Annotated in this window: 10 protein-coding genes; 6 read left to right on the top strand and 4 right to left on the bottom strand. The window is 65.1% G+C overall.

What is annotated here, in order from left to right:
* Positions 1-23 precede the first annotated feature (23 nt).
* The 3 genes from GDN70_RS01855 to GDN70_RS01845 form a co-directional block, all read right to left on the bottom strand.
* On the bottom strand, positions 24-3,617 hold the full coding sequence (locus tag GDN70_RS01855) for a PAS domain S-box protein (protein WP_028143855.1): 3,594 nt from the start codon (positions 3,615-3,617) through the stop codon (positions 24-26).
* On the bottom strand, positions 3,595-4,014 hold the full coding sequence (locus GDN70_RS01850; RefSeq protein WP_028143856.1) for a response regulator: 420 nt from the start codon (positions 4,012-4,014) through the stop codon (positions 3,595-3,597). Before GDN70_RS01850 ends, GDN70_RS01855 begins: the two co-directional genes overlap by 23 nt.
* 196 nt (positions 4,015-4,210) lie before the next feature.
* Entirely contained in the window at positions 4,211-4,924 is a 714-nt protein-coding gene (locus tag GDN70_RS01845; protein WP_028143857.1) for a GntR family transcriptional regulator, read from the bottom strand.
* 94 nt (positions 4,925-5,018) lie between these two features.
* On the opposite strand from GDN70_RS01845, the gene GDN70_RS01840 reads away from it, so the two are divergent.
* The 6 genes from GDN70_RS01840 (at position 5,019) to GDN70_RS01815 (ending at position 11,417) form a co-directional block, all read left to right on the top strand.
* On the top strand, positions 5,019-6,038 hold the full coding sequence (locus GDN70_RS01840) for an ABC transporter substrate-binding protein (protein ID WP_038951261.1): 1,020 nt from the start codon (positions 5,019-5,021) through the stop codon (positions 6,036-6,038).
* The gene (locus GDN70_RS01835) at positions 6,038-6,799 is read left to right on the top strand and encodes an ABC transporter ATP-binding protein (RefSeq protein WP_018321609.1); all 762 of its coding nucleotides are present in this window, start codon (positions 6,038-6,040) and stop codon (positions 6,797-6,799) included. Before GDN70_RS01840 ends, GDN70_RS01835 begins: the two co-directional genes overlap by 1 nt.
* Positions 6,800-6,809: 10 nt before the next feature.
* Positions 6,810-7,670, top strand: a complete 861-nt coding sequence (locus GDN70_RS01830) for an ABC transporter permease (RefSeq protein WP_028143859.1) — start codon at positions 6,810-6,812, stop codon at positions 7,668-7,670.
* Positions 7,667-9,406: an L-arabinonate dehydratase gene (araD, locus tag GDN70_RS01825; protein WP_028143860.1), complete on the top strand. Its 1,740-nt coding sequence runs from the start codon at positions 7,667-7,669 to the stop codon at positions 9,404-9,406. Before GDN70_RS01830 ends, araD begins: the two co-directional genes overlap by 4 nt.
* Before the next feature lie 125 nt (positions 9,407-9,531).
* Positions 9,532-10,251, top strand: a complete 720-nt coding sequence (locus GDN70_RS01820; RefSeq protein WP_038973071.1) for a ribonuclease activity regulator RraA — start codon at positions 9,532-9,534, stop codon at positions 10,249-10,251.
* 74 nt (positions 10,252-10,325) lie between these two features.
* Positions 10,326-11,417 carry an SMP-30/gluconolactonase/LRE family protein gene (locus GDN70_RS01815; RefSeq protein WP_028143862.1) on the top strand — a complete coding sequence of 364 codons (1,092 nt, stop codon included), beginning with the start codon at positions 10,326-10,328 and terminating at the stop codon, positions 11,415-11,417.
* Between the two features lie 216 nt (positions 11,418-11,633).
* Here the strand turns inward: GDN70_RS01815 and GDN70_RS01810 are convergent, their stop codons facing one another.
* Positions 11,634-13,739 (bottom strand): S9 family peptidase, encoded by a 2,106-nt coding sequence (locus GDN70_RS01810; RefSeq protein WP_095425508.1) that lies wholly within the window; start codon positions 13,737-13,739, stop codon positions 11,634-11,636.
* Positions 13,740-13,871: the final 132 nt, after the last annotated feature.

Genomic DNA, 13,871 nt, shown 5'->3' with positions numbered 1-13,871 from the left:
CCTTGTCCGGGACACACGAGCAATCAGCCGCCCAGTGCCTTGCGGATGATCCGCGCGAGATCCGATTTGCGATAGGGCTTGGCCAGCAGCAGGACGCCGGAATCCAGCCGGCCGTGATGGATGATCGCATTCTCGGTATAGCCTGACGTGTAGACCACCCTGAGATCGGGGCGTGTCTTCATCAGTTCGTCGGCGAGCTGCCGTCCGTTCATCTTGCCGGGCATGATGACGTCGGTGAACAGCAGGTCGAACGGCCTGCCGGCGGCAACGATCGCGAGCGCCTCCGCCGCGTTCGCGGCCTGCAAGGTGACGTAACCCAGCGCATGCAGCTGCGCCAGCACGTAGTCGCGCACCAGCCGGTCGTCCTCGACCACCAGGATCGTCTCGTGTCCGCCCTCGATCGTCGCAGGCGTCACGCCCTCGCCGATGGCTGTCGGCGTCTTGCCGGGCGGCAGGTACATCTTGATCGTGGTGCCGTGGCCTTCTTCGCTGTAGATCTTGATGTGACCCGCAGACTGCTTGATGAAGCCATAGACCATCGACAGCCCGAGTCCGGTGCCCTTGCCCGGTCCCTTCGAGGTGAAGAAGGGATCGAACACCCTGGGCAGCATGTTCGCAGGGATCCCGGTGCCGGTGTCGCTCACGGCGATCAGCACGTAATGGCCGGGACGGACGTCGTTGCCGCTGGCATAGACCTCGTCGAGATAGGCGGCGCCGGTCTCCACGATCAGCTTGCCGCCGGCGGGCATGGCGTCGCGGGCATTGAGCGCGAGATTGAGGATCGCGGTGGTGAGCTGGTTGGGATCGACGATCGCGACGCAATTCTCGTCCTCGAACACCGATTCGATCTGGATCTGCTCGCCCAGCGTCGGCCTCAACAGCTTCGCGGTGTCGACCACCAGCGAGTTGATGTCGATCTCGCGCGGCTGGAGCGGCTGCTTGCGCGCGAAGGCGAGCAGGTGCTGGGTCAGATCGGCGCCGCGCGCGGCGGCCTCGTCGATCATCTTCGTGATGGCCGCAAGCTGCGGCTCCTTTTCGACGGCCTCCGCGAGAATCTCGATCGTCCCGGTGATGACGGTGAGGATGTTGTTGAAATCGTGCGCCACGCCGCCGGTGAGCTGGCCGACCGCCTCCATCTTCTCGGCATGGCGGATGCGCTCCTCGGCGGCGATCTTGTCGGTGAGGTCGCGGTAAAAGACGTTGAACAGCAGGCCTTCGCGGCGCTTCAGCGCGGTGACGCTCAGCTCGGCCTTGAATTCCTTGCCGTCGCGGCGGCAGCACATCAGCTCGCGGCGGCGGTTCAGCGTCCTGCCGTCCTCGTTCTTCAGGAATTGCTTCAGGCCGGCCCTGACCCTCTCGCGTTCGCTCTCGGCGACGATCAGGTCGATCGTGCTCTTGCCGAGCACCTCGTCGCGGCGCCAGCCGAACAGCTGCTCGGCCTGCGAATTCCAGTTCAGGATGCTGCTGGTCTCGTCGGTCTGGATGAAGGCGTCGAGCGAGGTCTCGACGATGTTTCGGGCGAGTCGCTCGCTCTCGCGCAGCGATTCCTGCGCGAGCCGCGCTTCCGTCATGTCGCGTCCGACGAAGAAGAAGCGCTGCGCCTGCTCGGACCAATTGCCGAGCCAGGACAGCCAGACCTCGTGTCCGTTCTTGTGGAAACAGCGGGTGTCGCCGAGCTTGGGGCGCTCGCCGCGCCGCAGCGCGCGCATGTCCTCGCGCGATTGCGCCAGATGGTCGGGATGAATGAAGTCCGCGCCGCTGCGGCCGATCATCTCGTCCGGCCGGTAGCCGAGAATGGTCTCGCTGCTCGGGCTGATCTGCGCGACATGGCCCCGCGGGTCCATGACCATGATCAGATCCTGCGAGGTATCGAAGATCTGCCGGCGCTCTTCGAGCTGCTGCTGCAGCTGCCGCTCGGCCCGCCGCGCCTCGGTGAGACTATGCGCGGTCCCGGAGACGCCGATGATCTCGCCGGACGGCCCCCTGATCGGCGAGAGGCTGAGTGAGATCTCGACCGGCGTGCCGTCCTTGCGCAGGCGCACCGTCTCGAACCGCTCGATCGACTCGCCCCGCGCGATCCGCGCCAGATAGTCCTTGCCATGCTCGCGCCGGTCGGGCGGCACGATGATCGCAGTGGATTTCCCGATCGCTTCACTCGCCGAATAGCCATAGAGCCGCTCGGCGGCCGGATTCCAGCCCGTGATGATGGCGTCGAGCGTCTGCATCACGATCGCATCGTCGGACGACTCGACGGCGGCGCTGAACAATTGCTCGCGTGCCGCATGATGGCTTCGCGCGGCCTCGGTGCGGCGATGCTCCCGGATCTCGCGCTCGAGAGCGGCTGTCTTCGCCCGCGTCTCTTCGACCATCTGGGCGAAAGCCCGCGCCAGCACGCCCGTCTCGCCGCTGGCATCGACGGGGATGTCCGCCTGCCGTCCGCGACCGATCGCCTCCACGGCCGCGGTCAGGCGGCCGATCGGGCGGGTCAATGAGCGCGCCAGCAGCACCGCGAGCGCCCCTGCGGCGAGGACGGCGAGCACGCCGACCAGCACGGACGTCTTTTGAATGGCGGCCGGCACCCGGCCGAAGACGGACGGGGGAATGGTCACGATGATTGCGGTCCATTCCTTGCCCGCCAGCAGCGCCGGTGCGATCGCCGCGCCGGTCGGCCGGCCCGACGCGTCGGTCATGAGCCGCGTGGATAGGTCCGACGTGCCGGCCATGGCCGAGAAGAATGGAAAATCGTCGCGCCAGTTGGTGGGGCGGCCGTGCAATGAGGCGAACTCTCGCGCGCGATCGGGATGAACGAGATAATCGCCGTGCGAATTCACGACGTAGATCTCGCCACCCGAGCTCGCCGTCGAGCGGATGCGGTCGAGGGCCGGACGCATGTCGATATTGGCGATGATGATGCCGAACGGCTTGCCATCCGGCGTGAACAGCGGCGTAGCGACCCGCAGCGTCGGAGTGTGCAAGACCGTGGTGCCCCCCTGGCGGGTCGCGAGATCGATCGGGGACACGTAAATCTCGCCCGGCGTCAGCCTCATCGTGTCCTGAAAGTAGGCTCGGTCGCCCTTGCGCTCCAGCTCGCTGTTGGGGACGATCCGCGCCGCTCCATTCGGGCCGGAGCGGTCGACGCGGACCAGCTCGCGCTGGTCGTCGTCGAGTCCGATGATGCGAAACTGCCCGTAGCTGGGCTTGGCCTCGATCTCGGCTGCGAGCCGCGTCGCGATGCGCTCGCGCCAGGTCTGCTCTGTAACGCCGTCAAGGGGGTCAACTCCTCCGCCGAGACGGGCGCGGATCAGGCCGTTGATGGCCGCGGCAGAGCGATAGCCGATCAAATCGCCGCGGACTCCGGCAACATAGGATTCCAGGTTGGCCGCGAGCAGGCGTGACTGGGCCTCGACCCGCTCCAGGACGCGCGGAATGACCGCTTGCGTGGTGTTGCGAATGCCGAGCCATCCGACTGCGGCCACGGTGACCGCCACCAGCAGGATCATCGCGATCGCCAGCCGCGTTGCGAGGGTCAAGCGGATGTTCGCAGGGCTTCCCGGATGACCGCGCCTGGTCTGGCCTGGAGCAGCGGCGTCCCCGTCACCGGTGGCCGGAGCTGACATCGGACCCCTCCGGCTCGCCTGCTTTCAGGCAGCCATCGACCGCGGCGAGCAGGGCGTCGGGCCGGAACGGTTTTTGCAAACTTGCCACCGCGCCGAGCTTGGTCGCCATCTTCAGGAAGTCCGGCTCCGCATAGGCATCCGGCGTGATCGAACGGCCGGAAATGACGATGATCGGAATGGCCGGAGCCAGCAGCCGGATGTGACGCATCGTCTCCAGCCCGTCCATGCCGGGCATGAAGATGTCGAGAAACAGGAGGTCGAACCGGCTGGCCTCGAACAGGGCAAGTCCCTTGCGGCCATCGCCCGCGACGGTGACGTGATGACCGGCCCTCTCCAGGAGCAGCCGGATCGTGAGTTGGACGGCCGGGTCGTCATCCACGATCAGGATGTTGGCCACGTCTGAATTCCTCCGGGCCGGACAGGACGTCCCCACCGGCCGCAAATCAAACCATCAAAGACGAAATTGTTGCGCGGATTCAGCCCGGCCTGCAAGCACTTCGCGAACGTCCGGTGAATGCTCGCCTAAGCCGAAAATGGGGACGCATGCTTATGCACGGTTGCGTGCATAAGGGTTCGTCAGGCTAGTGGTCTGTCTAATCGGTCAGATATTCCGGATAATGGCTCCGGATCTTGTCGAGTTCGCTGAGCGTGCCCGACAAATGCTTGCGCAGATGCTGTTGCGCGCCATCGGAATCTCCGGCTTCGATCGCGCGGGTGATCAGCTTGTGGTGACGGACGATGTTCTGGGCCTTGCCGGGTGAGGGCAAATGCAGCCGGCGCAGCCGGTCGATATGTCCGCTGCGGCTGCGCACCAGCGTCCAGAGCTCCTGCTTGCCGGCCGCGGCATAAAGCTGGGCGTGAAAATCATTGTCGGCGGCGATGAAGCTCTCGAAGTCCCCGGCTTTCGCGAATTGCTGCTGAAGCGCGATCACATGGTCGAGGCGGAGGACCAGGGCCTGGTCATGCTGCTCCGCGAGCAGCCGGACGATTTCGAGCTCCAGCGCCTGGCGCAGGAAATGCGCCTGCTCGGCGCGGCCGACATCGACCCGGCTGACCACGGTCGCGTGCTGCGGAAACACGTCCACGAGCCCTTCTTCCTCGAGCCGCATCAGGGCGTCGCGGATCGGCGTCGAGCTGACCCCGAATTGCGCGGCGAGATCCGTGCGCGACAGCGGCGAGCCCGGGGGCAGTTCGAGCGCGAGAATGGCGTTGCGCAGCCGCTCGAACACCTGCGGCGCGGCCTGCCGGGCCCGGTCGAGCCGCGCGCCGGGGCGGGCCGCGCGGGGCGCGGGATGGGCTGTTTCCATGGCGAGGGCTCCGGCGGACTTGCCTTTGATGCACTAATGCATTAGTGCATCAGCAGGATCGCTCGTCAATGGCCGCCGGAGGAAACGAACAATTATGATCAAGCCATTCCAGCGTGGCGCTGCCGCCATCGCCCTGATCGTCGCAACCGTGCTGGCGGCTTCGCCGGCGCGTGCGCAGCAGAAATCCGAGATCGCGCTGTCGCGCCAGCCCGGCATTTTCTACATGCCGAGCCACATCATGGAGAAGCTGAAGCTGATCGAGAAGCACGCAGCTTCACTCGGCCTCGCGGGCGTCACCACCAAATGGATCACCTTCTCCGGCGGCGGCGCGCAGACCGATGCGCTGCTCGCGGGCGGCGTCGACATCCTCAACACCGGCACCGGCAATCTTCTCTTGCTGTGGGATCGCACCCGCGGCGGCGTGAAGGGCATCGTCGCGACCTCGGCGCAGCCGATGACGCTGATCAGCCGCGACGCCAACATCAAGTCGATCAGGGATTTCGGCCCCTCCGACAAGATCGCGGTGCCGACCGTCAAGGTGTCGACCCAGGCGATCGTGCTGCAGATCGCGGCTGCCGAGGCCTTCGGCGCCGACCAATGGTCGAAGCTGGATGCCAACACCGTGCAGCTCGGCCATCCCGACGCCTATGCGGCGCTGTCCAATCCCAAGCACGAGGTGCACAACCACTTCTCGATTCCGCCCTTCACCTTCCTGGAGCTGAAGAACGTGCCGGGCGCGCATATCGTGCTGTCGTCGCCGGACGTGATGGGCGGGCCGCTCAGCCAGGCCCAGTTCTTCACCACCACCAAATTCGCCGAGGCCAATCCAAAGATCATCCAGGCCGTGCGCGACGCGACCAAGGAAGCGCAGGCCCTGATCCGCAGCGACACGAAGCAGGCGGTCGAGATCTACAAGGAGATCACTGGCGACAAGACCTCGGTCGAGGAGCTGCTCGATCTGCTCAAGGAGCCCGGCATGATGGAGTGGAATCTCGAGCCGCAGGGCACGATGAAATTCGCTGCGCATCTGTTCAAGACCGGCACGCTGAAGAGCCAGCCCAAGGCCTGGACGGATTATTATCTCCCCGTCGCGCACGATCTGAAGGGCAACTGATGGCGCTGCTCGACGTCAGCTCCGTGACGCTGCGCTACAAGACCTCCAGCGCAGTCGTCACCGCCACGGAGAGGGTGAGTTTCACGGTCGACAAGTCCGACCGCTTCGTGCTGCTGGGTCCGTCCGGCTGCGGCAAGTCGACCCTGCTCAAGGCCGTCGGCGGCTACATGACCCCGAGCGAGGGCCGCATGACCATAGGCGATCGCGAGATCCACGGTCCCGGCGCCGACCGGATGATGATCTTCCAGGAGTTCGACCAGCTCCTGCCGTGGAAGAGCGTGCTCGCCAACGTCATGTTTCCGCTGCTGACTGCGCGAAAACTGTCGCGCAGGGACGCCGAGGCCAAGGCACGGGCCTATATCGAGAAGGTCGGCCTCACCCGCGTGGTCGATGCCTATCCGCACACGCTGTCCGGCGGCATGAAGCAGCGCGTCGCGATCGCGCGCGGCATGGCGATGGAGCCTGATATCCTCTTGATGGACGAGCCGTTCGCGGCGCTCGATGCGTTGACGCGCCGCACCTGCCAGGACGAGCTGCTCCAGCTCTGGAGCGAGACCAAGTTCACCGTGCTGTTCGTGACCCATTCGATTGCGGAGGCGATTCGCATCGGCAACCGCATCCTGCTGCTGTCGCCGCATCCCGGCCGGGTCAAGGCCGAGGTGATCGACGTCGACAAGGTCTCGAACGAAGACGGCAGCGCCGGCCGGCTGGAGAAGGAGATCCACGATCTCCTGTTCGCCGGCGAAGCCACCGCGCATTGAGGAGCCTCTGATGGGCGAAGCCAGGATATTGCTGCGGGCCGAACCGGTTGCTGCCATCGGCGCAGGCGAGGTCGAGCGCAAGCTGAGCGTGCTTGAGCTGTTGTGGAACGACGGCTTCGTCCGCAAGTCGGTGATCATCCTGTTCCTGGCGGCGGTCTGGGAAGCCTACGGCCTCACCCTCGACAATCCGCTGCTGTTCCCGACACTGCACGACACCGCGATCACGTTGTTCGACCGCGTCAAGGACGGCACCATTCCGATGCGGGCCTGGACGTCGCTGAAAGTCCTGTTCATGGGCTATTCGGCCGGCATCGCGCTCGCCGCGATCTTCACCGTGCTCGCGATCTCGACCCGCATCGGCACCGATTTCCTCGAGACTGTCACGGCGATGTTCAATCCGTTGCCGGCGATCGCGCTGCTGCCGCTGGCCCTGATCTGGTTCGGCCTCGGCAATGGCAGCCTCGTCTTCGTGCTGATCCATTCGGTGCTGTGGCCGGTCGCGCTCAACACCCATTCCGGCTTCAAGAGCGTGTCCAACACGCTGCGCATGGTCGGCCGCAATTACGGCCTGAGCGGCTTGCCCTACGTCGCCAAAATTCTCATCCCGGCCGCCTTCGGCTCGATCCTTACCGGCCTCAAGATCGGCTGGGCCTTTGCCTGGCGCACGCTGATCGCGGCCGAGCTGGTGTTCGGCGTGTCCTCCGGGCAGGGCGGGCTCGGCTGGTTCATCTTCGAGAACCGCAATTTGCTCGACATACCCGCTGTGTTCGCGGGCCTCTTGACGGTGATCATCATCGGGCTCTTTGTCGAGAACCTGATCTTCCGCGCCATCGAGCGGAACACCGTGCAGAAATGGGGCACCCAATCATGACCAAGAAGAAAATAACGCCCGACCAGCTCCGCAGCGCGCGCTGGTTCGCGCCCGACGATCTCCGCTCGTTCGGCCACCGCTCCCGCACCATGCAGATGGGCTACGCGCCCGAGGAGTGGAAGGACCGGCCGATCATCGCGATCCTCAACACCTGGTCGGACGCGCAGCCCTGCCACATGCATTTCAAGTCGCGCGTCGACGACGTCAAGCGCGGCATCCTGATGGCCGGCGGGCTGCCGCTGGAGCTGCCGGCGCTGTCGCTGTCGGAATCGCTGCTGAAGCCGACCACCATGCTCTATCGCAATCTGTTGGCGATGGACGCGGAGGAGCTCTTGCGCAGCCATCCCGTCGACGGCGTCGTGCTGATGGGCGGCTGCGACAAGACCACGCCGGCGCTGCTGCTGGGCGCGACGTCGATGAACATTCCGGCGATCTATCTGCCGGCCGGCCCGATGCTGCGCGGCAATTGGAAGGGCAAGACGCTCGGCTCCGGCTCGGACGGCTGGAAATACTGGGACGAGCGCCGCGCCGGAAAAATCTCCGACAAGGACTGGCTCGACATCGAGGCCGGCATCGCCCGCAGCTACGGCACCTGCATGACCATGGGCACGGCCTCGACCATGACGGCGATTGCCGAAGCGATCGGCATGACGCTGCCCGGCGCCTCCTCGATTCCCGCGGCCGATGCCAACCACATCCGCATGGCCTCTGAATGCGGCCGACGCATCGTCGAGATGGTTTGGGAGGATCTGACGCCGAAGGTGATCCAGACGCGCAAGGCATTCGAAAACGCCATTGCGGTGGCGATGGCGATGGGCTGCTCGACCAACGCGATCATCCATCTGATCGCGCAGGCTCGCCGCGCCGGCAAGGACATCGGCCTCGACGATTTCGAGATCGCGAGCCGCAAGGTGCCCGTGATCGCCAACGTGCGGCCGAGCGGCGATGCGTATCTGATGGAAGACTTCTTCTATGCCGGCGGCCTGCCGGCGCTGATGGGGCAGATCAAGCCGCATCTGCATCTTGACTGCATCACCGTCACCGGCAAGACACTGGCTGAGAACATCGCGGGCGCCGAGGTGCACAATGCCGATGTGATCCGCTCGGTCGACAATCCCATCTACAAGGAAGGCGCGCTCGCCGTGCTCAAGGGCAATCTCGCGCCCGACGGCTGCGTCATCAAGCCTTCCGCCTGTGCGCCGCGCTTCCTCAAGCACACGGGGCCGGCGCTGGTGTTCGACGATTATCCCTCGATGAAGAAGGCGGTCGACGATCCCGATCTCGATGTCACCGAAGACCACATTCTCATCCTGCGCAATGCGGGGCCGCAGGGCGGGCCGGGCATGCCGGAATGGGGCATGCTGCCGATCCCGACCAAGCTCGTGAAGCAGGGCGTGCGCGACATGGTGCGCCTCTCGGATGCGCGCATGAGCGGCACCAGCTACGGCGCCTGCATCCTGCACGTCTCGCCGGAATCCTACATCGGCGGCCCGCTGGCTTTGGTGCAGAACGGCGACCGCATCACGCTCGACGTTGCCGCCCGCACCATCAATCTCGACGTCCCCGAAGCCGAGCTCGCAAAACGCCGCGCCGCCTGGAAGCAGCCGGAGCGCCGCTTCGAGCGCGGCTATGGCTGGATGTTCACGAAACACATCAAGCAGGCCAATGACGGCTGCGACTTCGACTTCCTCGAGACCGATTTCGGCGCGCCAATCAGCGAGCCGTCGATTTACTAGCCCACTGTCATTCCGGGGCGCGCCCCTTGGCGCGAGCCCGGAATCCATACTCCCGATCGTGGTTATGGATTCCGGGCCTGGCCCTGCGGGCCATCCCGGAATGACGAAAGAGAGAGTTCGACCAAATGACAAAACTCAGCGAAGCCACCCGCAACAAGCTCAAATCCGTCTCCACGGCCACGGTGGCCACCGCCTTGTTCAAGCGCGGCCTGCGGATCCAGATGATCCAGGACGTGCATCCGCTCGGTGCCGACCAGCCGACCATGGTCGGCGAAGCCTTCACGCTGCGCTACATGCCGGCGCGCGAGGATCTCAACACCATCGACGTCTTCAAGGATCGCTCCCATCCGCAGCGCAAGGCGGTCGAGGATTGTCCGGCAGGCAGCGTTCTGGTGATGGACAGTCGCAAGGACGCGCGCGCGGCCTCGGCAGGCGCGATCCTGGTGACGCGCTTGATGAAGCGCGGTGTCGCCGGTGTCGTCACCGACGGCGGCTTTCGCGATTCCGCCGAGATCGCCAAGCTCGGCATCCCCGCCTATCACCACCGCCCGTCGGCGCCGACCAATCTCACGCTGCACCAGGCGATCGAGATCAACGTGCCCATCGGCTGCGGCGATGCGCCGGTGTTCCCCGGCGACGTCATTCTCGGCGACGCCGACGGCGTGATCGTGATCCCCGCCCATCTCGCCGACGAGATCGCCAACGAAACCATCGAGATGACGGCGTTCGAGGATTTCGTCACCGAGGAAGTCGGCAAGGGACGCGGCATCTTCGGTCTCTATCCCGCCACCGATCCGCAGACGCTCACCGACTTCGCGGAGTGGCGGAAGAAGAACGGCCGCTAAACCAAAACGAACTCACGTCAAGAAACGAGCCGGCGCATCAAGCGCCGGCCTTTTAGCAAGCAGGGAGGATTTCAATGAATTTCACGCGACGTAACCTCATGGCCGCCGCCGGCGCAGCGGCAGCATCGACGCTTCTCGCCCGCGCCGCCGGCGCCCAGTCGTTCCCGTTCACGCCGAACCAGCGCTACCCCGACCCCGCCGTCCAGATCCTCGATCCCAGCTTCGCAAAATACCGGCTCTATTCCTCGACGGTCGAGCAGGTCGCATCAGGCATGCGCTGGGCCGAAGGCCCGGCCTATTTCCCCGAGGGCGGCTATCTCCTGTTCTCGGATATTCCCAACAACCGGATCATGAAGTTCGACGAGAAGACCGGCCAGACCAGCGTGTTCCGCGCCAATGCCAATTACGCCAATGGCAATGCGCGCGACCGCCAGGGCCGTCTCGTCACCTGCGAGCACTCCGTGACCCGCCGCATCACCCGCACCGAGACGGACGGCACGATCACCGTGCTCGCCGACAAGTTCGAGGGCAAGCGGCTGAACGCGCCGAACGACATCGTGGTGAAATCGGACGACAGCATCTGGTTCACCGATCCGCTGTTCGGCATCAATGGCGAGTGGGAGGGCAAGAAGGAAAAGGCCGAGCAGGCCACCACCAACGTCTACCGCATCGCCAAGGACGGCAAGATCAGTGCCGTCCTCACCGACCTCGTCAATCCCAACGGCCTTGCCTTCTCGCCGGACGAGAAGAAGCTCTACATCGTCGAGTGGAAGGGCACGCCCAACCGCAGCATCTGGAGCTACAATGTCGGCGACGACGGCGCGCTCAGCGGCAAGACCAAGCTGATCGACGCCGCCGACCAGGGCTCGCTCGACGGTTTCCGCGTCGACCGCGACGGCAATCTCTGGTGCGGCTGGGGCTCCAACGGCGCGCTGCAATCCGAGCCGACCGATGTCGGCGGCCGCAAGGTGTTTCAGCTCAAGGCCAGGCCCGAAGATCTCGACGGCGTCATGGTGTTCAACGCGGACGGCAAGCCGCTCGCCTTCATCAGGTTGCCCGAGCGCTGCGCCAATCTCTGCTTCGGCGGCCCGAAGAACAACCGGCTCTACATGGCGAGCAGCCATTCGGTCTATGCGCTGTATGTCGAGGCGCATGGAGCGGTGTGAGATATCTCGCGGCTCACACTCGATGTCGTCCCGGACAAGCGCAGCGAAGCGAAGCGCCGATCCGGGACCCATAGAAACAGGGAGAAGTTTGGCGAAGATCGCCAGTTAGAAAGTCTTCCGGTACGGCTACCCGCACTCCATCGATACATCACGCGGTATGGGTCCCCGCCTTCGCGGGGACGACAGCGGAAGGTGTTGCGACGGCTGCGGCTAACGCTACACCCCGGCCTCCGCCATCCCCGCCGCCCACAGCGCGAACGCATAGACGATCGCGACCTCATCGAGCCGGTCGAACCGCCCCGAGGCGCCGCCATGGCCGGCGCCCATGTTGGTGCGGAGCAGGACGGGGCCGCCGCCGCTCATGGTAGCGCGCAGGCGCGCGATCCATTTCGCCGGCTCCCAATAAGTCACGCGCGGATCCGTGAGCCCGCCCATCGCCAGGATCGCCGGGTACGCCTTCGCCGCGACATTGTCGTAGGGCGAGTAGGACAGGATCGTTCGAAAATCCTGCTCGCTCTCGATCGGGTTGCCCCATTCCGGCCATTCCGGCGGCGTCAGCGGCAGGGTGTCGTCGAGCATGGTGTTGAGCACGTCGACGAACGGCACCTCGGCGACGATCCCTGCGAACAATTCGCCGGCGCGGTTGGCGACCGCGCCCATCAGCATGCCGCCGGCCGAGCCACCATGGCCGACGATGCGCTTTGCGCTCGTGTACTTCGCGTCGATCAACGCCTGCGCGCTGGCGGCGAAATCGTCGAACGAATTCGTCTTCTTCTCGCGCTTGCCGTCGAGATACCAGCCCCAGCCCTTGTCGGCGCCGCCGCGGATATGGGCGATGGCGTAGACGAAGCCGCGGTCGACCAGCGACAGGCGGTTGGCGTTGAACGAGGCCGGCATCGCCATGCCGTAGGAGCCGTAGCCATAAAGCAGCAGCGGCGCCGTGCCATCGAGCTTGAGCCCGCGGCGGTAGAGGATCGACACCGGCACCTCGGCGCCGTCATGCGCCTTTGCCGTGATGCGCGTGGTGACGTAATCGGCCGCGTTATGGCCCGACGGAATCTCCTGGCGCTTGCGCAAGGTGCGCGTGCGCTTGACCATGTCGTAGTCATAGACTTCCGACGGCGTCGTCATCGACGAATAGGCAAAGCGCAAATTCGTCGTCTCGAATTCGTAGGAGCCCATCGTATCCAGCGAATAGGCGGCCTCATCGAAGGCGATGGCATGCTCCTCGTTCGAGACGAGATCGCGGATCACGATCGCCGGCAGCGCATTGGCGCGCTCCAGCCGCACCAGATGGCCGGCATAGAGATCGAGGTCGATGAGGTAGATGCCGGGACGATACGGGATCAGATCGCGCCAGTTCTTGCGCTCGGGCGAAGAAAGCGGCGCGGTGACGATCTTGAAGTCGATGGCATCGTCGGCATTGGTGAGGATGAAGAGCTGATCGCCGCGATCGGCCAGCGAATATTGCACGCCTTCCTCGCGCGCCGCGACGAGGCGCGGCGGCGCCTCGGGGTTGGCGAGATCGATCAGCCGCTGCTCCGAGGTCTCGTGGTCGCCGCCGGCGATTACGCAGAAGCGGCCGCTGGTGCTCTCGTGCAGATGGGTGAACCAGCCGGCATCCTGCTCTTCATAGATCAGCGTGTCGTCGGCCTGTTTGGTGCCGAGCCTATGCCGCCACACCTGCATCGGCCGATGGTTGTCGTCGAGCTTCACATAGAAGAAGCTCTTGCAATCCGCGGCCCAGACCACGCCGCCATCGGTCTCCTCGACCACGTCGTCGAGATCCTTGGCCGTAGCCCAGTCGCGCACGCGGATCGAAAAATATTCCGAGCCCTTGGTGTCGGCGCTCCAGGCCTGCAGCTTGTGATCATACGAGTGCCGGCTGCCGCCGAACCTGAAATATTTGTGGTCTTTGGCAAGCGCATCGCCGTCGAGCACGATCTCGCCGTCGCCGCCGTCGCGCGGCATGCGGCCGAACAGCTCGTGCTGTCCACCCCCGCGAAACCTGCGGAAATAGGCAAACGGGCCGTCCGGCGACGGCACGCTGGAATCGTCCTCCTTGATCCGCCCGCGCATCTCCCGCACCAGTGTCTTCTGCAGGCCGGCGGTGTGGCCGAGCAGGCTGTCGGTGTAGACGTTCTCCTCATCCAGATATTTGCGGATGTCGGGATCCAGCACCTTGGGATCGCGCAGCACCTCCTGCCATTTCGCGTCCTTCAGCCAGGCATAGTCGTCGGTAACGGTGATCCCGTGCCGCGTGAAGGAATGCGGCCGGCGCGGGGCGACGGGGGGCTGGGAAGGGGTTTTGGCCTGGGTCACTCGGTCCTCATCTCAATACGTGTTCCATCTTATATCGTCCCGATTCCACGAATTGCCAGCACGACTCCGCCAGGCCTGCCGGGTTGTTGACCGGCCCCTTGTATGCTTTACGGACCAATATCCCCGCCGCCG

The organism is Bradyrhizobium sp. TM102 (assembly GCF_009176685.1).
GTDB lineage: Bacteria > Pseudomonadota > Alphaproteobacteria > Rhizobiales > Xanthobacteraceae > Bradyrhizobium > Bradyrhizobium ottawaense.
Note: the sequence above shows the minus strand (reverse complement) of the source record. Positions and strands in the feature narration are given on the sequence as shown.

Excerpts from the sequence above, each read along its gene's own strand:
- GDN70_RS01840 (WP_038951261.1), top strand. The coding sequence starts at position 5,019 with ATGATCAAGCCATTCCAGCGTGGCGCTGCCGCCATCGCCCTGATCGTC.
- GDN70_RS01835 (WP_018321609.1), top strand. The coding sequence starts at position 6,038 with ATGGCGCTGCTCGACGTCAGCTCCGTGACGCTGCGCTACAAGACCTCC.
- GDN70_RS01845 (WP_028143857.1), bottom strand. The coding sequence starts at position 4,924 with ATGGAAACAGCCCATCCCGCGCCCCGCGCGGCCCGCCCCGGCGCGCGG.
- GDN70_RS01830 (WP_028143859.1), top strand. The coding sequence starts at position 6,810 with ATGGGCGAAGCCAGGATATTGCTGCGGGCCGAACCGGTTGCTGCCATC.
- GDN70_RS01855 (WP_028143855.1), bottom strand. The coding sequence starts at position 3,617 with ATGTCAGCTCCGGCCACCGGTGACGGGGACGCCGCTGCTCCAGGCCAG.
- araD (WP_028143860.1), top strand. The coding sequence starts at position 7,667 with ATGACCAAGAAGAAAATAACGCCCGACCAGCTCCGCAGCGCGCGCTGG.
- GDN70_RS01815 (WP_028143862.1), top strand. The coding sequence starts at position 10,326 with ATGAATTTCACGCGACGTAACCTCATGGCCGCCGCCGGCGCAGCGGCA.
- GDN70_RS01820 (WP_038973071.1), top strand. The coding sequence starts at position 9,532 with ATGACAAAACTCAGCGAAGCCACCCGCAACAAGCTCAAATCCGTCTCC.